This is a genomic window from Mangrovivirga halotolerans (genome assembly GCF_026241165.1).
In the GTDB taxonomy this organism is placed as follows: Bacteria; Bacteroidota; Bacteroidia; order Cytophagales; family Cyclobacteriaceae; genus Mangrovivirga; species Mangrovivirga halotolerans.
Genome location: NZ_JAPFQN010000006.1, coordinates 315,231 through 338,731, shown reverse-complemented (window position 1 = coordinate 338,731; position 23,501 = coordinate 315,231). Strand labels below are relative to the sequence as shown.

16 protein-coding genes are annotated in these 23,501 nt (G+C 36.1%); 8 read left to right on the top strand and 8 right to left on the bottom strand.

What is annotated here, in order from left to right; genetic code table 11:
• The first annotated feature begins 52 nt into the window (after positions 1-52).
• Positions 53-1,363 (top strand): DEAD/DEAH box helicase, encoded by a 1,311-nt coding sequence (locus OO013_RS12305; protein ID WP_266057116.1) that lies wholly within the window; start codon positions 53-55, stop codon positions 1,361-1,363.
• A 732-nt stretch (positions 1,364-2,095) separates the two neighbouring features.
• Here the strand turns inward: OO013_RS12305 and OO013_RS12300 are convergent.
• Positions 2,096-3,232: a hypothetical protein gene (locus OO013_RS12300; protein WP_266057114.1), complete on the bottom strand. Its 1,137-nt coding sequence runs from the start codon at positions 3,230-3,232 to the stop codon at positions 2,096-2,098.
• A 147-nt stretch (positions 3,233-3,379) separates the two neighbouring features.
• Between OO013_RS12300 and polA the strand changes: the two genes are divergently transcribed.
• From polA to OO013_RS12280, 4 genes are all read left to right on the top strand, one after another.
• On the top strand, positions 3,380-6,160 hold the full coding sequence (gene polA, locus OO013_RS12295) for a DNA polymerase I (protein WP_266057112.1): 2,781 nt from the start codon (positions 3,380-3,382) through the stop codon (positions 6,158-6,160).
• A gap of 2 nt (positions 6,161-6,162) precedes the next feature.
• Complete coding sequence (locus OO013_RS12290; RefSeq protein ID WP_266057110.1) at positions 6,163-7,113, top strand: threonine ammonia-lyase; 951 nt, start codon at positions 6,163-6,165, stop codon at positions 7,111-7,113.
• Positions 7,113-8,186 carry a twitch domain-containing radical SAM protein gene (locus tag OO013_RS12285; protein WP_266057108.1) on the top strand — a complete coding sequence of 358 codons (1,074 nt, stop codon included), beginning with the start codon at positions 7,113-7,115 and terminating at the stop codon, positions 8,184-8,186. The genes OO013_RS12290 and OO013_RS12285 overlap by 1 nt, the downstream gene beginning before the upstream one ends.
• A 201-nt stretch (positions 8,187-8,387) precedes the next feature.
• Entirely contained in the window at positions 8,388-10,103 is a 1,716-nt protein-coding gene (locus OO013_RS12280; protein WP_266057107.1) for an ArnT family glycosyltransferase, read from the top strand.
• Between the two features lie 153 nt (positions 10,104-10,256).
• Here the strand turns inward: OO013_RS12280 and OO013_RS12275 are convergent, their stop codons facing one another.
• The 4 genes from OO013_RS12275 to OO013_RS12260 all read right to left on the bottom strand — a co-directional run bounded on the left by OO013_RS12275 (position 10,257) and on the right by OO013_RS12260 (position 16,646).
• Complete coding sequence (locus OO013_RS12275) at positions 10,257-11,414, bottom strand: fibronectin type III domain-containing protein (protein WP_266057105.1); 1,158 nt, start codon at positions 11,412-11,414, stop codon at positions 10,257-10,259.
• Between the two features lie 106 nt (positions 11,415-11,520).
• Positions 11,521-13,734 carry a M1 family metallopeptidase gene (locus OO013_RS12270; protein ID WP_266057103.1) on the bottom strand — a complete coding sequence of 738 codons (2,214 nt, stop codon included), beginning with the start codon at positions 13,732-13,734 and terminating at the stop codon, positions 11,521-11,523.
• Between the two features lie 84 nt (positions 13,735-13,818).
• A complete protein-coding gene (locus OO013_RS12265; RefSeq protein ID WP_266057102.1) occupies positions 13,819-16,032 on the bottom strand; it encodes a M1 family metallopeptidase in 2,214 nt (737 codons plus the stop codon).
• Positions 16,033-16,076: 44 nt separating this feature from the next.
• Positions 16,077-16,646 carry a HupE/UreJ family protein gene (locus tag OO013_RS12260; RefSeq protein WP_266057100.1) on the bottom strand — a complete coding sequence of 190 codons (570 nt, stop codon included), beginning with the start codon at positions 16,644-16,646 and terminating at the stop codon, positions 16,077-16,079.
• A gap of 86 nt (positions 16,647-16,732) precedes the next feature.
• Between OO013_RS12260 and OO013_RS12255 the strand changes: the two genes are divergently transcribed.
• From OO013_RS12255 to OO013_RS12245, 3 genes are all read left to right on the top strand, one after another.
• Positions 16,733-17,221, top strand: a complete 489-nt coding sequence (locus OO013_RS12255) for a DUF6702 family protein (RefSeq protein WP_266057099.1) — start codon at positions 16,733-16,735, stop codon at positions 17,219-17,221.
• Between the two features lie 77 nt (positions 17,222-17,298).
• Positions 17,299-19,710, top strand: coding sequence for a zinc-dependent metalloprotease (locus tag OO013_RS12250; RefSeq protein ID WP_266057098.1), 2,412 nt, complete (start codon positions 17,299-17,301; stop codon positions 19,708-19,710).
• Between the two features lie 177 nt (positions 19,711-19,887).
• Positions 19,888-20,574: a response regulator transcription factor gene (locus OO013_RS12245; protein ID WP_266057097.1), complete on the top strand. Its 687-nt coding sequence runs from the start codon at positions 19,888-19,890 to the stop codon at positions 20,572-20,574.
• Positions 20,575-20,671: 97 nt separating this feature from the next.
• On the opposite strand, the gene OO013_RS12240 is transcribed toward OO013_RS12245, so the two are convergent.
• The 3 genes from OO013_RS12240 to OO013_RS12230 form a co-directional block, all read right to left on the bottom strand.
• Positions 20,672-21,094, bottom strand: a complete 423-nt coding sequence (locus tag OO013_RS12240; protein ID WP_266057096.1) for a DoxX family membrane protein — start codon at positions 21,092-21,094, stop codon at positions 20,672-20,674.
• A 43-nt stretch (positions 21,095-21,137) separates the two neighbouring features.
• Complete coding sequence (locus tag OO013_RS12235; RefSeq protein WP_266057095.1) at positions 21,138-21,590, bottom strand: MarR family winged helix-turn-helix transcriptional regulator; 453 nt, start codon at positions 21,588-21,590, stop codon at positions 21,138-21,140.
• A gap of 130 nt (positions 21,591-21,720) precedes the next feature.
• Positions 21,721-23,376 (bottom strand): hypothetical protein, encoded by a 1,656-nt coding sequence (locus OO013_RS12230; RefSeq protein WP_266057094.1) that lies wholly within the window; start codon positions 23,374-23,376, stop codon positions 21,721-21,723.
• Positions 23,377-23,501 lie beyond the last annotated feature (125 nt).

Below are 23,501 nucleotides of genomic sequence, written 5' to 3'. Positions count from 1 at the left end.
GTTTTTTTTGTAAAGATAGTGTCTTTTTTTGATCAAAACCCATTCATCTCATATGTCGAAGCAAGTAAATACTTTTGAAGATTTTAAATTGAACAGGCAGCTTTTAAATGCCATTGAAGAAGCAGGGTATGAATCACCCACTCCTATTCAAAAAAAAGCTATCCCACTGGTTACTGCAGGTCATGATGTGCTGGGCATTGCTCAAACCGGAACCGGAAAGACAGCTGCTTACCTCTTGCCTATTTTGATGAAACTTAAATATGCGCAGGGAGATGACCCTCGTGCAGTAGTGTTAGCGCCAACCAGGGAACTTGTTTTACAGATAGAAGAGGAGGCTAAAAAGTTTAGCAAATATCTTGATTTGAGAATTGTTAGTTTTTATGGAGGGCTAGGGCCAAAAACCCAGATTGAGCTTGCTGAGGCTGGTGTAGACCTGATTATATCCACACCACAGAGGTTTATGGATATTTACCGGAAAGAAGCATTCATTACCAAGCATATTAAAACTATGGTAATGGACGAAGCAGATAAAATGATGGATATGGGGTTTTTTCATCAGATTCTTCGTCTTTTAGAAGTGCTTCCTCAGAAAAAGCAAAACTTGTTGTTTTCTGCAACTTTCCCAGATAATGTCCAAAAGCTTTCGGAAGAATTTCTCGAGTTTCCGGAAAGAGTAGAAATTGCACCGCAAGCCAGTACCGCAGAAACTATTAGCCAGGAATTATATAAGGTTCCTAACTTTAAAACAAAAATTAATCTCCTGTCTTATTTTTTGAAACAAGATGAATTCAACAGAGTGATTGTTTTTGTTAAAACCAAAAAGACAGCCGATAATATTTTCAAATATCTCGAACGGACAGTTGAAGGCGGCGCGAGAGTGATCCATGCTAACAAAGGGCAAAACTCTCGAATTAACGCGATGAATGACTTTAAGGAAGGTAATATCAAAGTATTAGTTTCTACCGATGTAACGGCTAGAGGAATGGATATCTCTATGGTTTCTCACGTAGTGAACTTTGATGTGCCGATTATTTATGAAGATTACGTTCACCGAATAGGAAGGACAGGTCGTGCTATGCAGGCAGGAACTGCTATTACCTTTGAAAACCCTGCTGAGCATTATCACATAAAAAAAATTGAAGAGATAATTCGAATGACCATCCCGGTAAAAGATATTCCGGCAGATGTAGAGGTTACTGATACACCTAAAGAGGAGAACCAACAGATCCTTCGGGCGATCGATTATCAGCGGAAAAAGGAAGATCCTACTTACCAGGGAGCATTTCACGATAAAAAGCCAAAATCAGAAAAGAAGAAAGCTTCGAAAAAGAAACCAAATAAAGGCCGATCTAAAAAACGCTAAATTTATTTTACCGAAATATTTAATATGTTAATCGAATGATCGAGATAGTTGGTCTAAACCGCATTCACCTTTTTGATTTTCAGGGAATATACACTTGAAGTTAGTCGCTTAAAAGAAGTTGATTATTTCATAGCTGGTTGAATGGGAATCCCGGAGTGTCACTCCGGGATTTTATCGAAGAAATCGCTGGTTTAATCGTAAAAAATAAGCCGTTTGTCTAATAGGCTTCTTCACTAGAATAACTTTCATTACTTTAAGAGTTCAAACAAGTATATCTTTCTTTCCATAGCTGGTTAAGAGCCCGGTTTTTTGACCGGGCTCTTTATATTTTGACAATTTCTGAGGGTTTTTGGGGGTATATTATAATGTAGTTTAGTTGCTATTACTACCTATCTTTTAAACAAAATCAATTATATATTTTGAATGCATTAGTCAGGGTAAATGTGATTTGCCATTCATTTTTATTTCAAGGTAAACCGATGATATCCTTTTATTAAAAGATTAACATAGAAGCTAATGAAATTTATTTCAGATCCAGGCCTTTCCTGTATTTCTTCCTGTTGGTATGTAGTTTTAACAAATAGGAAGTTTTAGAAATTTGAATCAATAAGCAATTAAAAGTTTATTAATTGAACTACAAGGAGAAAGCCTTTAACTAATGAATCAATTCTAAAAATATTATAGCATAAAAAAAGGGCCGAGAACGGCCCTTTTTAATTTTTTTATTCCTGGTTAAATACCCCGGTAGTATCCGGATATCAAATTAGTAACTTGTCCGTAAATAGGTTTACAAAACTCAATAAATAAATCCTGAGGAGGTGGAGGAGGAACTTCTCTTCTCCTTGTTATTGCTATTTGTTCTTTTGTCAGGGCTCTTTCATCACCATTAAAATTGCCCCATTGAGTAACCCATTCAAATTGGCCAGGAAGTTTTTCCTGTCTTAATATTCTGTTTGATCTGGCATCCCATATTTGCACATCAAGTAAACCTCTTGACATTACACTTTTAGTAAATATAGTCAGTTTTGCCTTAACAGTACCATACACAGGTTTTTTGACACCCTCAACTTCCACTTCTCCAACTTTAACGCTGTCACGTGTCAGCACTTCCGAATTTTCACGAAGGTGAGTGTTACCTACCTGGAAATCATCAAACTGCATTCTTATATAATGATCAAATTCTTCAAGTTGCATTTTTTCTGCTTCATCAACAGTAAAAAATCGAACAAACTCATTTGAGTTTTGATGAGCCAGATATTCATTTATCTGGTTTTGAAAGAATTGATTACTTAATCCAAAAGTTTGAGAGTGAACTGGTATTTGTTCAACCAATACTTTCAAAGTGGCAGCCCACCTGGCTTCTTCTATTTTTTCATTGACATCTTTATAATTAGAAACAAGTTCTTCTGCTCTTCTAAAATGATTAATTGCTTCTATAGCACTCTGTCTGTCTCCATTAGAAAGGTATTCAATACCTGCCTGGTATCTTTCTTCAGCTGCCAATCTTGCGGCTTCATTGTATTCATTTAAAAACCCTCTGGTTTCAACCAGGTTCATACAAGCAGGACATCTTTCGACTTCCCTGTTCATATCATTTAAGAGTTTATAAGACTGTGCAATTCGATCATATTTAAATCTGTCAGTACTGGTTTTATACTGATTGATTTTTCTCAGGTGAAGATTCACCGCTAACGGGTATGCCTCACGCAAGGTTTGTGTAGCTTTTTTATTGTCAGGTTTATCTCTTAACCGATTGACAGCTAAAAATACTGCTTCTTCGTAATTTCCCTGCTCGAATTGCTTTTTACCGCTACTGCATGACTGAAAAATGGTCAGGGCGATAATACTAAAAAATAGAATCCGTTTCATTATTGTAGTTTTTTCGTGAACAAGTTCAATGATTATGCCAATTTTACAATATTGCTGCAATATAAACGTTTGTCCCGTTCATATTTAATCAAATTAGCTTAAAATAGTACTTTGACAAGAAAATTTTAATTTGAATGACTCAGACCTATGGCTGAAAATAAAAAAACATTATTTCTACTGGATGCTTATGCATTAATATATCGAGCACATTTTGCTTTTAGTAAGAACCCAAGAATTAATTCTAAAGGGCTTAATACCGGAGTTATGCTGGGATTTACAAATGCATTACTGGAGATTATCAATAAAAGGAAACCTTCTCATATTGGTGTTGCCTTCGATCCTCCGGGTCCTACCTTCAGGTCTGAAGTTTATGAAGAATATAAAGCGAATAGAGAAGAGACTCCGGAAGATATAAAAGCAGGTGTTCCCTGGGTTAAAAAAATTATTGAAAGTTTCGGTATTCCAATTCTTGAGGTTCCAAAGATGGAAGCTGATGATGTTATAGGAACATTAAGTAAAAAGGCGGCAAAAGAAGGATTCACTGTTTATATGATGACTCCGGATAAGGATTATTCTCAATTAGTTGAAGAGAATATTTTCCTTTATAAGCCTGCTTTTATGGGCAATAGTGTTGATATACTGGGAATTGAAGAGGTTAAAAAGAAGTGGGATATTGAACATGTAGATCAGGTAAGAGATATGTTGGGCTTGCAGGGTGATAGTGTTGATAACATTCCAGGTATCCCAGGTATTGGTCCTAAAACAGCTTCTAAGTTATTGAAAACTTATGGTACCGTAGAAAACCTGGTTAAGAATGCCGAAGACCTTAAAGGTAAACAAAAAGAAAAAGTCATAGAATTTGGCCCTCAGGGTATCTTGTCTAAAGAATTGGCAACAATTAAAATAGACTGTGATATAGATCTTGATCCTGAAGCCCTTGAATATACAGGTCCTGATGAAGAAAAGCTTAAGGAGGTTTTTGATGAGCTGGAGTTTAGAACACTCTTAAAAAGGGTTTTTGGTGAGCAAGTTAAAGATGCCGATTCAAAAGGTCAGCTACAGATGTTTGCCCAGGTGTCAGAAGATGAAGCAGAGGAAACAACAACAGCCCAGATTGATACTATTGAAACTGTTGAACATGAGTACTACACGTTAACGGAAGAAAAGGAGATTGATAGGCTTGTAAAATATTTAAAAAAGCAAAAGGAAATTTGTTACGATACTGAGACGGATTCAATTCAGGCTTTTGAAGCTTCTCTGGTAGGGCTTTCTTTCTCTTTTAAAGAAAGTGAGGCTTATTATATTCCTGTCCCGGAAGATGAGAAAAAAGCCGAGGCTATTTTGAGTAAATTCAAGGATATTTTTGAGGACGACAAAATCACCAAGATTGGTCAAAATCTTAAATATGATATTTTGGTTTTGAAGAAGTATGGTATAGAAGTAAGTGGTCCATATTATGACACCATGCTCGCTCATTATCTTCTGGAACCAGAACAGAGACATAACATGGATGTCCTGGCAGAAAATTATCTTAATTATTCTCCTGTAAGTATAGAAACGCTGATCGGTAAAAAGGGTAAAAAACAGGGTAATATGCGTGATGTTGAAATCGAAAAGGTTGGTGTTTATGCAGCCGAAGATGCCGATATAACATTACGACTTAAAAATAAGCTAGATAAAGAAATCAGGGAATTACAGATGGAAGACTTGCTCACCGATCTGGAATCTCCATTGGTTGAAGTATTGGCTGCAATGGAATTTGAGGGAGTAAAAGTCGATAAAGAGGAGCTTGCAATATCATCAAAAGAGATGGAGAAAGACCTCCTGAAGATCCAGGAAGAGATTTTTGAAATTGCTGGCGAGGAATTCAATATAGCATCTCCAAAGCAATTAGGAGAAATCCTTTTTGTTAAGCTTAAAGTTGACAAAAAACCTAAAAAGACAAAGACTGGTCAATTTGCTACTGGAGAAGAGATTTTGTCACGATTGGCAAATGAGCATGAGATTGCTCAAAAGATTCTTGATTTCAGAGAAATACAAAAATTAAAATCCACCTATATCGATGCGCTACCCGAACTAATCAGCGAACGCGATGGCCGAATCCATACCAGTTATAACCAGGCCGTGGCAGCAACCGGAAGGTTAAGTAGCACAAATCCGAACCTTCAAAATATACCAATAAGAACAGAAAAAGGTCGTGCGATAAGGAAAGCATTCGTGCCTCGAAACGAAGATTATACCCTTTTAGCAGCGGATTATTCCCAAATAGAGTTGAGGATCATGGCTTCATTTAGCGGTGATAAACATATGATCGAAGCTTTTAAAAATGGCACAGACATTCACTCTGCTACCGCCGCAAAAATTTTTAAAGTTAATGTGGAAGATGTGGATAGCGATATGAGGAGGAAGGCTAAGACAGCTAACTTTGGTATCATTTACGGAATTTCTGCATTCGGACTTTCACAAAGACTTAATATTCCACGAAAAGAAGCGGCCGAGCTAATTGAAACCTACTTCGAAGAATTCCCGGCTGTAAAAAAATACATGGATGACATTATTGATAAGGCCAGGGAAAATGAGTTTGTAGAAACAATCAAAGGACGTCGAAGATATTTACGAGATATTAATTCCAGGAATGCAACGAATAGAGGTTTTGCAGAGCGAAATGCAATAAATGCTCCAATACAGGGAAGTGCTGCGGATATTATTAAGGTAGCAATGATTGATATTCATAATTGGATGAAAGAGAAAAATCTCAAGTCTAAGATGATATTGCAGGTTCATGATGAACTTGTATTTGATGTACATAAAGATGAACTGGACCTGATCAAAAAGGAAATTCCAAAAAGAATGATGGGTGCTGCTGATCTGGCTGTCCCTATGGAAGTTGAAACAGGAACAGGAAATAATTGGCTTGAAGCACACTAAATATGTTAGCTGAAATTAAAAAAGAAGATATTAATAAAGCTGCTGAAAAAATCTCCCCGTATGTTCATAATACGCCGGTTTTTACCAGTAAATTTTTTAATGAACTCAGTGGTGCTGAGCTATTTTTTAAATGCGAAAACTTCCAAAAGGTAGGTGCCTTTAAAGCCCGTGGAGGGGTTCATGCTGCTTTGAATTTATCTGACGCTGAGTTGAAAAAAGGGCTTGTCACCCACTCAAGTGGAAACCATGCGCAGGCAGTAGCTTATGCAGCAAAAATATTGGGTGCAAAAGCTTACATCGTGATGCCTGACAATGCTCCCAAAGTAAAAGTCAATGCTGTAAAAGGTTATGGAGCCGAGGTAATATTATGTGAACCAACTCTTGAAGCCAGGGAATCTACTCTCGAAGAAGTTCAAAAAGAGAAAGAGGCAATTTTTATACCTCCTTTCAATCATAACGATGTAATCCTGGGCCAGGCAACTTGTGCCAAAGAATTAATCGAAGAAGTTAACGATCTTGATATAATTATTGCTCCTATTGGTGGTGGTGGACTTATCTCAGGAACCATCCTTTCTGCGAAGGTTTTCGGAAAGGGAATTAAGGTGTATGGGGGTGAACCGGAAGGAGCTGATGATGCATATCGATCACTCAAGAGTGGAGAGTTAGTCAAAAGTCATACTCCGGATACTGTTGCTGATGGTTTACTGGTTACTTTAGGAGACAAAACATGGGCCATTATCAAGGAAGGAATAGCGGATATAATTCTGGTTAATGATGAGCAGATTCTTGAAGCAATGAAGTTGGTATGGGAAAGAATGAAGATCATTATAGAACCTTCTTGTGCTGTTCCTGTAGCAGCAATTTTAAAAGAAAAAGATCTCTTCAAGGATAAAAGAGTAGGGATCATTCTTACCGGGGGAAATGTAGACCTCTCCAGAAACTATTTTTCCTGATGAAACCTCGGGTCTCAGACAGCAATAAAGCTTTTTGTATTCTTCCCTGGATACATTTTCATGTTGGGTTACATGGCAGAGTGCAACCCTGTTGTATTGCATCTAAGCCAATGGGAGATATCAATAAGGAATCACTAGAGGAGATTTGGAATGGAGAAAAATTCAGGGAGCTTAGGACTAAAATGCTTGCTGGTAAAAAAGTGAAAGCATGTAAAGGCTGTTATTCACTAGAAGAGAATGGGGTAGAAAGTTTAAGACAGGAAAACAATAAAAAATTCGTCCAACATATTGATTTGGTTCAAAACACTGATTCTGACGGATCGATTTCTTCTCACCCGGTTTATTGGGATATCCGGTTTTCAAATGTCTGTAATTTTAAGTGTCGAACCTGCTGGCATGGAGCTAGTTCTAAATGGTTTGAAGAGGCAAAGAAGAATGGTAATACCGCAGCAGATCAGGCAATAATTAAAAACATTGAGGATATTAATGGTTTTTTTAAGGATAACCGAGAACTACTCATTCAGGCTGATGAGTTTTATTTTGCCGGGGGTGAGCCGTTGATTATGGAAGAGCATTACAAATTGCTCGATTTGCTGACAAATACAGGTGCCCAACCTACTCTCAGGTATAATACTAACCTTTCTTCATTGTCATTTAAAGAAAGAAAAGTTACCGATCTGTGGGATCACTTTGATGATGTAGAAGTAATGATTAGTATTGATGGCATTGGACAACACGGCGAATCAATACGCACAGGTCAGAATTTCCAAAAACTCGAAGAAAATTTACAGTATTTAATAAACAACACAGCAGTAAGGGTTTTTATTTCTCCAACAATTTCATCGTTAAATGTAGGTCAGCTGCCAGAAATATATGATTGGTGGTTGAATGCTGGAGGAAAAGACGAAGGATGGTATATTAATATTTTACAGCGGCCAAAAGAGTTTAATATTAAGTATATACCTGAAAGCGAAAAGGCATTTTTGATTAAAGAATTGAAGAAATCTCAAAGTCAGTATTATAATAGCAAATATGCTAAAGGGCTAAGTGAAATTCTTAAGATTATAGATTAGATAAATACAAGGGATTTTTAGCGGATATCTTTAATTACTTTAAAGGTAATTCATAAGAGAAAGTATTGGCGTTAGTTATTAGATTGTGAAACTCATGTTGTTTGATTTTTATATTTAGAAAAAGTACTGTGTTCTTTTTGTTTACCTCATAATAAAACCTCTTACTGGCGATCAAAGCAATAATAATTGGTATATTAATATATGAAACTCAAAATAGGGTTCAATCATGCCCTGCCAATAATCACTATACTGGTCGTTTTAGTAAGTGTTATACTAATGGTTTCCAGTATGTCGAAACTATCACAGACCCATGATGAGTCAGGTCACATTGTAGCAGGTCTTGAATGGTTTCAGGGATCTTATGAGGTTTCACCTCAAAACCCTCCTTTTTCAAGGATTTGGAGTGCTGTTATACCATACTTAAGAGGTGAAAGAGTAAAAATTCCTCAAGATCTACATGAAAATTATTGGAAGAATGGAGCAGCAGGCGGGGCATTAGCTAAACAATTTGATTCAAGTGAAGAATATCGTAGTTTTTTGCCATATGCGCGGTTAGGTATCCTAATATTTTTACTTTTAACTCTGTATTTGGTGTATTTAGTCGGCAATAACCTCAATGGGAAATTAACGGGGTACATTGCTGTGATTTTATTGGCAACTACTCCATTGGTAGTGGCACACTCTACTTTAGCGACAACTGATGTGCCAGCAATGGGAACATGTCTATTATCTATTTACCTGATAATTTTATGGATCGAAAAACCTGATTTGCAACGTTCGGTGTTGATGGGTATTGGCTTTGCACTGGCAGTATGTACAAAATTCACTGCCATATTATTTGTTACACCTTCATTGTTAGTTTTCCTGGCATTAAAAGTTTGGAAGAATTCTAAAGATTTATTTCCCTATTTTAAAACCTTACCACTAATCCTCTTTTGCTCCTTGCTAACAGTATGGACGGTTTATAGATTTTCATTTGGGTTGATTGGTGAAATCCCTCATGATGGAATTCTAGATGCAGGCAATTGTTATGCATCTAATCCCATTCTTTCACAAATGCTAAGCTGGAAGGTGCCGGCACCGGAATTTTTTAAAGGCCTTGGGGATACCTGGTGCCAAAACCAGGTCCCACTAAAGGGATACCTGATGGGAGACCTTAAACCCACTGGTAGTATTTTCTTTTACCCTGTTTCGTTTATAGTGAAAACGCCATTAACCCTGTTACTTCTATTTTTTTTATCAATTATAATCACGATATACTATCGGGTTTTTACCTGGAAAGTATTGGGAATATATAGTGTCATTGTCATTATTTTCTTGCTGAGTTTTATAAGTAATTTAAATATAGGACTTCGACATATTATCCAGGTTTTTCCATTTATTGCCTTAGTTTCAGCTTTCGGGGTAACAATTCTAATTGATAAGGTTGATAAGTCTAAAATATACTATGCTTGTGTTGGTACAGCTTTACTCCTGAGTACCCAGGTGATTATTTCCTGGTCACAATATCCTCACTGGCTTTCTTATTTTAACCTGTTTGGCGGAAATGAACCCGGCAACATTATAGTAGATAGTGATTTAGACTGGGGACAAGGTATGTATGAACTTGAGGATTTTTTTGAAGGAAAAGATGTTGATAGCCTTCATGTGGCTATTTTTCATACTTATAACCTGTGCAATTATGATTTGCCTGATATGTCATATATCGGGCCAACAGAAAAAAAGACAGGATGGATTGCTATTAGTGAATTTGTATATAGAAAAATTCCGGATTGGGGCCTTGAAAAACCGTGTGATTTTGTGGATTTTATAGGTTATGATGTTCCTTTTGAGGAGCGTTACGACTGGTTGAGAAAATATGAGCCTGTAGCAAAAGTAGGTGGAGGTTCAATTCGTATATATCATATATCTGAGTAATTGCTTTCTTGTGATGTGAGCTGTGTTTGTTTTTAATTTTAGAATGAGTGTTTTTTCAAATACAAATGATCCTGACAGGTGATGCCCAGAATTTAAATGGTACAAAAAAGCCATGACATAGATTGCCATGGCATTTATATTATATAAAAATATTTATTCTACCGTAATAGTGATTTTGTTGGTGAAATCATTCCTTCCATTAGGCATGACCACTTCAATTTGAGCAGTATATACTCCACTTGGTAAGCCGCAGGTTTTTACTTGACTATATTTATTATGGTGATATATCAGAAGATTATCTTCTATTTCTTCACCCATATTCGACCAGATTTGAAAATCATTACATTCCGCAGTACTCAAATTATTCGGGAAAACATAAGTGTTATAAACGTTTCCCTGCTGATCCCAAATAGTCAATATTGCTCCGGAAGGGTCCCAGTACAATCCATCAGAATTACCTTTAAATCCACCATTTAATTGCAACATGTCATCACCCCATACAGTTCCATAAAAGTATTCAGAGATATATGGTTTAGAATTAAAGATTTTAAATTTACCAATATTAGATTCATATGTTCCCGGATCGGAAATTCCATTTAATATAGACCCATAACTTGGTAAATATTGATACCAATCCTTTACTTTTAAAACTGCTTTTGCATATTTAAAACTGCCCAGATTAGCTGGGGTGAAATTGTAACCTTCTGGAATTTGAAAAATCACAGTATCAGAAATTATCTCAAATTCGGAAAATATTTTTTCATTTTCATTGTCGGGAATTGTATAAATAGAAATGTCACTGATGTCATATTCGGAAATCCCCGGTGCATAAAATTTGTGAAAAGCTTTATCGTGAGAAAAATAATAATTCTGGTTATACAACTCATTAAAAGATGAATGTGGATAATCAGTAAAGTCCGTAAGAGGAGAAAAATCCAGATCATGTGGAAAAGCTTTTGTAGTAAAGGAAAACACCCCACTATTTAATGTGTCTTTTTCATCGTAAACCTGATAGTAAACCTGGTAAGTGGTAGCAGGATCCAAATTCGATAAAACCTCCTGCCGATCATTATTTTCATCTTCGATAAATTGATATTCTGCCTGGTCTTTTGATTTATAATAAAATCTACTATAAAACGCTCCGATAGATCCCTCAGCTTTAACATTTGCCTGGTTAATTGTAATATCGGAACTATTAATTGTTACCCCCGACATTTTAATATCATAGTCAAACTTTCTAATAGGCTCATCTTCACTACAGGAGACTATAAATGCTCCAATTAAAAGAAATAGAAAAATTCTAGAATTCATAAGTTGAAAAAGTAGGTTAAAAAATTCTCATGAAGATATTAATACTGATATTAAAAAAAAAGCTCGTGTAATAAACACGAGCTTCTTTTATGATTTCTTTATTTTATTAATTCTCCCTTTTAAACTTATCAAAAGCAGATTCCAGATCAGCCTGCGGGAAGGTGTTGTTTGTTGGTTCAACATCTGCCAGTTCTCCTTCAGGATCAAAAACCAATTTCGAAACTACTTTTTCTTTAACGAATACTTTCGTCACTTCATTTTCATTACGTCTCCAGATCTCTGCAGGAATAACTTCTCTTTCGGTAGTTCCGTCAGTATAGTGCCATTCAAGAATCAAAGGCATCACTAATCCACCTTTATTTGAGAAAGTTACTTCATAGAAGTTTTTATCCTTTGCTTTATTAACTACTTCTTTCGAATCTACTCTGTTCATGAATTCACCATAATATCTGTCAGGTGTATCAGTGATCGTAAAGTAAGACGGGCCCTCTTCTAAAGAGTTGCTTTTCTTGTCTTCTCCTCCTGGTTGTGCTGAGGCTTCAGCATTAACCTGATTTTCAAGGACTTTTTTATCTTCCGTATATTTAAACCATTTAACATTATCAACCGAAATGTCTACATGGTCGATTGAGTAGAACCATCCTTTCCAGAACCAGTCAAGGTCAAATGCAGAAGCATCTTCCATTGTTCTGAAAAAATCAGCAGGAGTAGGATGCTTAAACGCCCATCGTTGTGCATATTCTTTAAAAGCATAGTCAAATAATTCTTCACCCATAATCGTTTGACGAAGCATTACTAAACCTGCAGAAGGCTTTCCATAAGCATTATATCCAAACTGAAGAATATTGTCAGACTGAGTCATTATCGGGCGGATAAATTCTTTACTGCCTCTCATGTAGTTAGTTACACCTTTAGGAGTACCCCAAGTCAGGTCAAAATCAGGATAGTGTTCTGTCATAGTAACATGCTCCATAAACGAATTCAAACCTTCGTCCATCCATGTCCACTGACGCTCGTCTGAGTTAATGATCATCGGGAAGAAGTTATGTCCGACTTCATGAACGATTACGCCGACCATTCCTTCTTTAGTTCGCTGTGAATATGAACCATCTTTTGAAGGTCGACCATAGTTGAAACAAATCATTGGATACTCCATTCCCTGATTAGCAGCATGTACAGAAATAGCTACAGGATATGGATACTCGATGGTATGCTCAGAATAGGTGATTAAAGTGTTTTTAACTGCTTTTGTAGACTCTTCTTCCCAAAGAGGATTTCCTTCTTTAGGATAAAACGACATCGCTAAAGGAGTTTTATCACCGATTTTTACAGCTTGTGCATCCCAGATGTATTTTCTTGAAGAAGCAAATGCAAAGTCTCTTACATTTTCTGCTTTGAATACCCAGGTTTTAGATTTAGTCGATTTATCTTTTTCATTTTCGATAGCTTCTTTTTCGGTAACGATGAATACAGGCTTATCAAAAGAATTTTTTGCTTTTTCAAATCGATTGTTTTGCTCTTTTGTTAAAACATCTTTAGCATTTTGAAGCGATCCGGTTGCTGCAACAATATGATCTTCCGGTACAGTAATCTCCACATTAAAGTCGCCAAAAGTAAGAGCAAACTCTCCTCTTCCAAGGAATTGCTTGTTTTGCCACCCTTCAAAATCAGAGTAAACAGCAAGTCTTGGATACCATTGAGCAATAGTATATGCGAAGTTGTCATCTTCAGGGAAGTATTCATATCCTCCTCTGCCGTCGATATACATTCGATCATAAATATTGTATGACCAGTCGATATTAAAAGTAAAAGTATCCCCATTTGATAGAACTGAAGGAAGCTCAATTCGCATCATGGTTCCATTGATGAAATACTTTAGATCATTTCCATCTTTATCAGTTACCTTTTTTATGTCGAATCCACCTTCATAGCCACTGAATTCAGCAGTTGATTTCAATATTTTAGAAGGAATTTTAGAAGCCATTTGTTGCTTTTCTGAAGTATTGGCAAGGCTTTCCTGAGTTCTTATGTTTTGATCAAGCTGTATCCACAAATAACCTAGTGGGTTCGGAGAGTTATTATAATATTTAATAGTTTCCTCGCCTGATAATACTTGAGTTTTATCATTAATAGATACCTTGATATCATAGTCAGCTTTTTGCTGCCAGTATTCAGGTCCAGGAGCTCCTGAAGCTGTCCTGTATACATTTGGAGAAGGTAGCATAGTCCCAAGCTGTTCAAACTTTCCTTCGTACTTGCCTTGTGCAGAGGCGATAAAAATCGAAAGAAAAGTAAGCGCGATTAAGTGCAATCTTTTCATAAATAATAGTTTCAGTTTCCTGCAAAAGTAAAAAAAAGGCCGGAATTCTCCGGCCTCTTTTATGTAAACGTTTGTTAATCTGTTTTAGTTGGTTCCTTCTTTGAATTTATCGAAGGCAGATTTAACATCTTTTCTTGGATATACGTTGTTTTCAAGATTCACATCTGCAGTTTCCAGATTTGGATCAACTGTGATTCTTGTTACTTCTTTTTCTGTTACGAAAGTTTTAACTGCTACATTTTCGTTTCTTCTCCAGATCTCAGCAGGGATCTTTTGAGTTTCAGTAGTTCCGTCTGCATATGTGAATTCAACGATGATCGGCATAACAAGGCCACCTTCATTTTCGAAAGTTATTTCGTAGAAGTTTTTGTCTTTAGCTTTGTTTACGATTTCTTTTTCATCTACACGATTCATGAATTCGCCGTAATATCTGTCAGGAGTTTCAGCGATAGTGAAATACATTGGTTCTTCTAATGCTGTTTCACCTTCAGAAGCTTCTCCCGGTTCTTGTGAGGCAGAAACGCTTACCTGATTTTCAAGTTTTTCTTTGTCTTCTGTGTACTTGAACCATCTTACATTTTCTACTGTAATATCTACATGATCTGTACTGTAGAACCATCCTTTCCAGAACCAGTCAAGATCTATTGCTGAAGCATCTTCCATTGTTCTGAATAAGTCAGCTGGAGTAGGGTGTTTAAATGCCCATCTTTTAGCATATTCTTTAAATGCATAATCGAATAACTCTGGTCCCATTACAGTCTCACGAAGAATGTTCAATGCTGTAGCAGGTTTTCCATAAGCATTGTTACCGAACTGAAGGATCTGCTCAGAGTTAGTCATGATTGGTCTGATATATTGCTTTTCACCTTTCATGTATCTTACGATATTAGCTGCAGGTCCTCTTCGAGAAGGGAAGTTGTCATATTGTTCAACTTCAGTTCTGTATTGAACAAATGTATTAAGTCCTTCATCCATCCATGTCCACTGACGCTCATCAGAGTTGATGATCATTGGGAAGAAGTTGTGACCTACTTCGTGAATGATTACACCGATCATTCTGTATTTGGTAGTTTCAGAATAGTTTCCTTTTTCATCAGGACGACCAAAGTTAAAACAGATCATAGGATACTCCATACCGATAGATGCTGCATGAACAGAAATAGCAACCGGATATGGATAGTCAATGGTATACTTAGAATATGTTTTTAATGTGTTGACAACAGCTTTTGTAGATTCTTCTTCCCAAAGAGGGTTTCCTTCTTTTGAGTAAAAAGACATTGCTAAAGGAGTATTACCATTAGGTAATTTTACTGCCTGAGCATCCCAGATAAATTTTCTTGAAGAAGCAAATGCAAAGTCTCTTACATTTTCCGCTTTAAATACCCAGGTTTTTGTATCAGAAGCTTTTTTCTTTTCATTTTTTATAGCCTCTTTTTCAGTTACGATGAATACTGGCTTGTCAAATGAAGTTTTAGCTTTTTCAAATCTTTCTCTTTGTTCTTCAGTAAGAGTTTCTTTCGGGTTTTGTAATGTGCCAGTGGAGGCAATTATATGATCTGAAGGTACAGTGATTGATACTTCATAGTTACCAAATGGTAATGCAAACTCTCCTCTTCCAAGGAATTGTTTATTTTGCCATCCATCAAAATCACTGTAAACAGCCATTCTTGGATAGAATTGTGCAATTGTGTAAAGGAAGTTATCATCTTCCGGGAAGTATTCAAGTCCTGAACGACCACCATCACTCATTCTGTCGTTGATGTTATATGACCATTCAATATTAAATTTGAATGTATCTCCATTATTCATCACAGAAGGGAGTTCAACCCGCATCATTGTTTTATTAATGAAATACTTCAGGTCATTTCCGTTCTCATCAGTTACAGACTTGATGTTGTAACCTCCTTCATAATCATTAACCTCTATTCCTGGAACCCATTTGCTGTACAAAGTGTCTCGCATTCCATTAGTAGCTACTTTAGGAGTATGCGAGTCTGTTGCTCTCATATTTTGATCAAGCTGAACCCAGATATAGCCTAAAGGGTTTGGAGAATTATTATAATAGGTAATCGTTTCACTTCCAGTAATTGTTTGCTTGTTATCATCAAGCTTGACATCGATGTCATAATCTGCACGTTGCTGCCAATATTCCGGACCCGGAGCTCCTGAAGCTGTTCGGTAAACGTTTGGAGAAGGTAGCAGCGTTCCCATTTGCTCAAATTTTCCTTCATATTTCCCCTGGCCAAAAGAAGTGCCATAGATAAATACTAAGGAAAACAATAGAAATACTTTCTTCATAATGTATTGTTTATTGTTAATTTATTGAATTGTTAAATTGTATTCTAAATTAAAAAGCTGACAGCTATACCAGCTACTGCTGATGATATTATCAACACCCAGTCCCGTCGTTTAACACCAGCGAGGTTTACAAAGAGGGATGTAGTAATCAGCACAGCTAATACCACAACAATCTGGCCAACTTCCAGACCTATATTAAATGCAAATAACGGCCCAATTATTGATTTTTCTCTTCCTAGAAGCGTCTTGAAATATGTACTGAACCCTAATCCGTGAATTAATCCGAAAAATAACGCAAGAATAGAATTCATACTGACTAACTTTTTATTTTCAGAGTATTTTTTTCTGAAAAGGTTAGCCACTGCTGTGATAAGTATCGTTAATACTATCAATTTTTCAATTCGCCTGTGATCATAATCAATCAGATCGAAAGCTGAAAGTGCCAGTGTGATCGAATGACCAACAGTAAAGGCAGTGACTAAAACTAAAACTCTTTTCCAGTCCCGAAACATAAAAATGATACCTAATGCAATGACAAATAAAATGTGGTCATATCCATTTATATCCAATATATGCCTGAGGCCCAGCTCAAAATAGAGCAAGAAGTTATCCATATTTAAAAACGGGTATATTTTTTGTGACTCCTTAAAAGTTCAATATTAATAAACTATAGTAACTTTACATATATAAAATATCTAATATGACGGCAAAAATATTTTTAACGGCGATATTATCATTTTTCTGGAGCCTACATCCTTTTCACGTAAGCGTGACAGATATTGTTCACAAAAAAGATCAAAATGTACTTCAAATTACGTCTCGTGTTTTTTTGGATGATCTTGAGTTAGCATTGAATGATGTAAAAGGAGAAACTCTTGATGTGATTGCTTTATCAAAGGCAGGAAAGCTTGATGATATCCTGAAACCCTATTTTTTAAAGAATTTTAATCTTAGAATAGACGATAAAAAATCATCTCTAAAATACCTCGGTTCTCAATTAGATCAGGATGCCTTGATGATTTTTATTGAAGTTGAAGATGTGAAAAAAGTTTCTAAACTCTTTGTTAGAAACACACTGATTTTTGAAAAATACGATGACCAGTCTAATATCATTCATTTTAATTATAATGATGAAGTGACAAGTGCCAGGTTACATGAGGATAATCCTTATGTTGTTTTTGAAAGATAACTACCTTCAGTAAATAAATTGTTTTCATCGCGTGTTTTTGTATTTTGTTAATTAAAAACCGAATTAATAAATACACGATGAATCATATTAAATTATTCAGGCTATTCGTCAGCCTTTTTATATTATCAGCCTGTGCTTCGGCAAATCAAGCGGCTTCTGATGAGACTGAGGAGGACAAAGTAAAAGTTGTCGAGGGCTTTTTTGATTACAAGATTGATGCGGCATCTCAAAAGGTTTATTTAAAAGTTAAACATTATGACAGCCTTTTTCTCTATATAAACAGTCTTACTGCCGGTATTGGTTCCAATGATATCGGTCTGGACAGAGGGCAACTGGGTAATTCCAGGATGGTGAAGTTTAGTAAGTATGGGAACAAGGTCTTATTAATTGAACCAAATTCAAGTTATGTAGCTGTTACTGATAATAGTTTTGAGGTGAGAGCTGTTGAAGAAGCCTTTGCTAAATCTGTATTAGCATCTTTTTCTATAGAAAAGAAAAAATCAGGAAGTACAGATGGCGATTGGATTGATATAACAGATTTCATCACAAGAGATGCTCACAATATTGCTAAAACTTTAAAGGATCAGGGGCAGGGAAGTTATACTCTTGACAAGGAAGCTTCTGTCATATTACCTGAAAAGAGTTTTAATTTCCCGCGCAATACTGAGTTTGAAGCCATGCTCACTTTCAGAGGAGAGCCTCAAGACTATGAAATCAGAAGTGTAACTCCTACTGCCGGCGCCGTTACAATTCAAGTGCGGAATAGCTTTGTTTCTTTGCCTGAAGAAGGTTTTGAACCTGTAAAATTTCATCCGGGAGGAGGCTATTTTGGTATTAGAAGATATAATTATGCCTCTCCGATTGATCAACCTATTGAAGAACGATTCATTACCAAACATAGATTGATTAAAAAAGACACGGAAGCCGAAATCTCTGAGCCTGTTGAACCTATTGTTTATTATTTAGATCCCGGAACCCCTGAACCTGTTCGGTCTGCTTTATTAGATGGAGCAAGTTGGTGGGATCAGGCTTTTGAAGCTGCGGGATTTAAAAATGCCTTTCAAGTCAAAGTATTGCCTGACTCTATTCATCCGATGGATAGTCGGTATAACGTCATTCAGTGGGTTCATCGGTCAACCCGAGGGTGGTCATATGGCGTCCAGGTAATTGATCCCCGAACTGGTGAGATTGTAAAAGGGATGGTAACTCTTGGTTCTTTAAGGGTAAGGCAGGATTTCCTGATTGCACAGGCTTTGGTGCCTGCGTATGGTCTTAACCCAAATACCGCTCCACATATGGCGCTTGCCCTGGCTCGGATCAGGCAATTATCTGCTCATGAAGTGGGGCATACATTGGGCTTGGCACATAATTATGCAGCAAGTTCGTATGGCAGGGAGTCAGTAATGGATTATCCTCATCCATATGTTTACGAAGGAGCAGACGGACAATTAAAATTTGATTCTGCTTATGATGCAGGAATTGGAGAATGGGATAAAGTGGCTATTAATTACGGGTATGGAGACCATTCTGAAGAGGAAAGAAAAAAAGTAATCAGTGAAGCATCAGAAAAAGGCATTTATTTTCTTTCTGACCAGGATGCAAGACCAATATATGGGGCTCACCCTGAAACACATTTGTGGGATAATGGTTTGAGCGCAGATCAAGAACTAAAGCGAGTTTTAAAAATAAGGAAAATTGCTCTTGATAAATTTGGGCCTGATAATTTACCAGAGGGAAGGTCGTATTCAGACCTTGAAGAGATGCTGGCACCATTATATTTCTTTCATCGGTACCAACTTGAGGCAGCAGTTAAATTAATTGGAGGGGTAGATTACAGATATAGTGTAAAAGGGGAAGGTAATTTAATAAATGAACCTGTCTCAGCGGAGGTTCAAAGCGAAGCTTTATCCACCATATTGGAAACTATTTCACTTGAAAACCTCATGTTAAGTGATAAGATATTATCTGTAATACCGCCTAAATCATATGGAGACAGGAAAGGAAGAGAATCTTTAATGGGAAAAACTGATCCGGTTCTTGATCCTGTAGGAATTGCAGAAACAGCTTCATCATTTACCTTTAATGCATTATTAAACCCGCAAAGAATTAATCGCCTGTCAATACAAAGTAGCCAGGAAGATAATCTAATAACAGTCAAAGATGTATTTGACAGCATTTTAAATGAAATTAAAAAGGGAACTGGTAAATCAGAATTTGGAAATCAGATCATGTTTTCGGTTAGAAATCAGTTTATAAAAAGAATTATAGAATTAAAAGAAGACAAAAACTCATCGGTATCAGTGAAAGCAGAAATTCTGGTGTTCCTCGAGAAATTAAATGACTCTTTGGTTAACTCTGACCAGCCTGAGGATAAATTGTTGTCAAATTATATTAGTGAATACCTGGAGGGTGAACTTAAATCTGTTCCGGCATCCCCACCTAAAATTCCCGATGGGAGCCCGATTGGATCGGGTATTAAGTGTTATTGATTATAAGCTCCATCCTGGAGCTTTTTTTTAATCATTATGACGAGACACCTGGGGCAATAAGATTTTTGTTTAATTAATTAACATACCACAGTTATACTTAAAGCAACTTTAAAAGACTATTAACAATGAGGTAATATAGGATTAGGAACTTAGCGGTATTAAAATATTACCAACCAAATGCCTGCTGTAACAGATAAAAAGATATTGATCGTAGATGATGAACCGGATGTAGTAGAGTTGCTAGCGTATAATTTCAACAGTGCTGGCTATGAGGTTCAGGAAGCTACTAATGGCAAGGAAGCCATTGATATAGCAAAAAAATTTAATCCCGACCTGATTATTCTGGATATAATGATGCCTGATATTGACGGGGTTGAAACTTGCAGGCAACTTAGAAATATCCCTCAGTTTAAAGAAACATTTGTTTTTTTTCTTACTGCCAGAAGCGAAGAATACTCCGAGGTAGCTGCTTTTGATGTGGGTGGTGATGATTATATAATCAAGCCGATCAAACCCAGGGCTCTCCTTAAAAAAGTGGAGACGTTGTTTAAAAGAGAAAACAAAGCTGTAGATGACAAGACAAAGATCGAAACGAAAGATTTTATGATCGATAAAGCCAGTTATACAGTAAGAGTAGGTGAAGAGGTGATTCAATTAGCTAAAAAAGAATTTGACCTCTTATATTTTCTTGCAAGCAACAGCAATAATATTTTTGGAAGAGATATTTTACTGCACCATGTGTGGGGTGCTGATGTATTTGTAGCTGAGAGAACGGTGGATGTTCACATCAGAAAGATCAGAGAAAAATTAGGTGATCGTTTCATTAAGACGATCAAAGGCGTCGGTTATAAATTTGATTATTAAAGTTTCAAACTAAACTGGTTTAGCAATAAAAAATATAAGTTAGTTAAAAATAAAAAGGCCGGATTATACCGGCCTTAATCTTAATATTTTGATCTGTTTATATAAACATAAACAGAGTTACGATGCAAATCAGAAAATACCCTGTTAAAGTAGCTGCACCTTCATAGTCTTTCGCCAGTCGCTGTCCGAAAAACAAGCTGATTATGCTAATAGTACTTAGTAATGCTCCCAGAAAAGCGAAGGTTCCGGATTGAGAAATGACCAGCATGATCACTCCGATAGCAGAAAGAATTCCTGCAGCAGTTTCGAGCAAAGTAATCAAAGGAATCATCAAAGGTGTCAACCCTGAAATCGGACTTTCTGCAAAATGCCCTTTTAACCAATCTGCATTATCCTTATAGTTGAAAATTTTATCTAATCCCGACTGCAAAAATAGTATTGCCAGAAAAAGTGATAGACTTATTTTTATAATTAATTCGACAGTCCACGGGTCTTGTAAAAATGAAATTTGGGTAATCATTTGTTGTTTAATTATATGAAAAATTACGGTTTGGGTTTATAAATTAATGACCTCTTAATTTATCTAAAAGATGACTTAGTTGATTTGCTTCCTCATCAGTAAGAACTTTTAAATCATCGCGAGATTTTTCCACCACTGGCTCAAGTCTTTCCAGAAGTTCCAACCCCTCTTTTGTAATGTATACTTCAACCATTCTTCTGTTAGTCTCGCAGACTTTTCTCTTTACCAGTTTTTTTTCAATAAGGCGATCGATGAGTCGTGTTACATCAGACATTTTTTCGATCATAACACCCGTAATATACCCAGGATTACATGGTTCAGGGTATTTTCCTCTAAGAATCCGTAGTACATTATATTGAGTTTGGGTTATTCCATAAGGCTTAAATAGCTCTTTTAATTTTGATTTAAACCAATTGCTGGTATAGATAACATTGACAAAAAGTTTTTCATAATTGTCTTTAAGTCCTTTAGTCTTAATTGCCTCCTCTATCTTCATATTACAAATTTTGTCTAAACAAATATAGCCATAGTATAACAAATATCAATGAATTAACAACTCACATTTAAAAATATTGTTTAAAACAAGTCTTTGATTTTCAGTTTATAAGCAATAAAAGAGTGTTCTTTTATTTTGTTCTAATGTAGGTGTTATACAGGTATATCGTTTGAAGCTCATCCTTTTCCAAAGCATTCAGAAAAGCTTTTCCATTTGGATATTTATCCTGATCCCTAAAAAGCTTATTTATATCTTTCCAGGTAAAATAAGCAAGAGGTTGATCAAAACCGGCAGGATTAGCCCAATATGGAATAATCACCGCTAAACCTTCAGAATCGTATTTTTTATTTTGGCCAAATTTATCAAATTGAACATTTTGATAATGATCGAACAGTAACTCCATTGGTTGGCTATTATTTACTGCATTCTTATTGGCATCCTGCCATATTTGCTTTAATGAATTCAGGCTTAAAGCTTTCTCGAACTTGAATGATTCATAGGCGTCAATTTCGTCATTTATGATAGCCTGAACCAATTCATCCATAAAGCCGGTTTTAATAGTTTCTGTCCCTGGGATACCAGGTATGAGACGAGTGATTTTTTCATTCTCAAACGGTCCGCTAATTTCTACAGGGGTAAAGTCGGTTTCAGTACCAAATGTAAAACTTTGGGATAACGGATCAATAGTAGATTCATCGTAAAGAAACACGCCGTTTTTTCCAATTTCCATTGGATTAAAAAGAGAACTTGTTTGAAAGTATCTTTGAATTAATGCTATGTCGAAGGTACAGATTATCGGGGTAAATTGAATCTGAAACATTTTTGAAACCGCTGCTTTGTATTCAGAAAAGTCAAATAATGCGATCAGCATGCCATCATTATTCAGCACCTCGATATAATCAATATTTTCACCGTTAATCACCCCATCTTCAACAAAAGAAAAGTAATATTCATTTTCTTCAAGCGAACTTAGATTTTCAATTGGGATTTCAACTCTATACCCAGCATCGTCCAGTAAAAATGGTTTGAAAGATGTGTTTTTACTTACCAGAAGTAAATTATTAAGAAAGTCGGTATGATGAAGATAGTTTAATCCAGGATCACTAAAAACCGATCCTGACCACCAAGATCCATGATTATTTCTATACCACATGAACTGGTCATTTTTATTTAAATATTTTCTAACATCGTCAAACTCGAATGAGACCAGGTATTCAATGTCATCCCCGGTTTGTAATGGATGAAGATAGAAGTTAATATAATTATATAATCTTTTGATGTTACCCGAATGTGTAAGAACAGTTTCATCGATACCCATAAGGTAAAGAGAATTATAAGGGATTTGACCTATTCCTGAATCTACAAGCTTCCATCGTTTGTTCCTTTTAGGATTTCTTCCACGGACGTTTTTTGTTGCCATGTATAGCATATTCTCGAAAAGAACAACGTCGCCTTTTGAGTATCTTTTGTCGTCATTCCAGGCATTGAAAAGCTTAGGGTTTACTTCTCCATCACTTTCAGCTGTTAGTGCATTTGCGACTTCTTCCGGAGACAGTTCGATAATTTTACTATTATCCTTATAGTCGATATAGTAAGCATCTAAATCTCCATTATAGCAAGCCTCGATCAAGATTTTAGAAATCTCCATTCCACTTTTAAAGAAAGGTTGATTGGCAGAATCCTGAAGATTTATGTAGGTAACCTGCCTTATAACCGTAGGCTCTTCCTGCCCCAGGCAGTTGAAAAAACCACAAATAACGATGGCAATTAAAAATAACAGTCTCATCACGTATATTAAAAATTCACCTCAAAATAACAAAATAATATAATTTTAGAGGCCTTGATGTATTATTTAAATTAAAAAATCATAAATAATCGGCTATTTTCTGTGGCTGGTTTAGCTTCGTTAAT

Bases quoted from the DNA above. Each gene is read 5' to 3' on its own strand.
- polA (WP_266057112.1), top strand. From the start codon at position 3,380: ATGGCTGAAAATAAAAAAACATTATTTCTACTGGATGCTTATGCATTA.
- OO013_RS12275 (WP_266057105.1), bottom strand. From the start codon at position 11,414: ATGAATTCTAGAATTTTTCTATTTCTTTTAATTGGAGCATTTATAGTC.
- OO013_RS12235 (WP_266057095.1), bottom strand. From the start codon at position 21,590: ATGAAGATAGAGGAGGCAATTAAGACTAAAGGACTTAAAGACAATTAT.
- OO013_RS12240 (WP_266057096.1), bottom strand. From the start codon at position 21,094: ATGATTACCCAAATTTCATTTTTACAAGACCCGTGGACTGTCGAATTA.
- OO013_RS12270 (WP_266057103.1), bottom strand. From the start codon at position 13,734: ATGAAAAGATTGCACTTAATCGCGCTTACTTTTCTTTCGATTTTTATC.
- OO013_RS12285 (WP_266057108.1), top strand. From the start codon at position 7,113: ATGAAACCTCGGGTCTCAGACAGCAATAAAGCTTTTTGTATTCTTCCC.
- OO013_RS12300 (WP_266057114.1), bottom strand. From the start codon at position 3,232: ATGAAACGGATTCTATTTTTTAGTATTATCGCCCTGACCATTTTTCAG.
- OO013_RS12265 (WP_266057102.1), bottom strand. From the start codon at position 16,032: ATGAAGAAAGTATTTCTATTGTTTTCCTTAGTATTTATCTATGGCACT.
- OO013_RS12250 (WP_266057098.1), top strand. From the start codon at position 17,299: ATGAATCATATTAAATTATTCAGGCTATTCGTCAGCCTTTTTATATTA.
- OO013_RS12245 (WP_266057097.1), top strand. From the start codon at position 19,888: ATGCCTGCTGTAACAGATAAAAAGATATTGATCGTAGATGATGAACCG.
- OO013_RS12290 (WP_266057110.1), top strand. From the start codon at position 6,163: ATGTTAGCTGAAATTAAAAAAGAAGATATTAATAAAGCTGCTGAAAAA.
- OO013_RS12305 (WP_266057116.1), top strand. From the start codon at position 53: ATGTCGAAGCAAGTAAATACTTTTGAAGATTTTAAATTGAACAGGCAG.
- OO013_RS12230 (WP_266057094.1), bottom strand. From the start codon at position 23,376: ATGAGACTGTTATTTTTAATTGCCATCGTTATTTGTGGTTTTTTCAAC.
- OO013_RS12280 (WP_266057107.1), top strand. From the start codon at position 8,388: ATGAAACTCAAAATAGGGTTCAATCATGCCCTGCCAATAATCACTATA.
- OO013_RS12260 (WP_266057100.1), bottom strand. From the start codon at position 16,646: ATGGATAACTTCTTGCTCTATTTTGAGCTGGGCCTCAGGCATATATTG.
- OO013_RS12255 (WP_266057099.1), top strand. From the start codon at position 16,733: ATGACGGCAAAAATATTTTTAACGGCGATATTATCATTTTTCTGGAGC.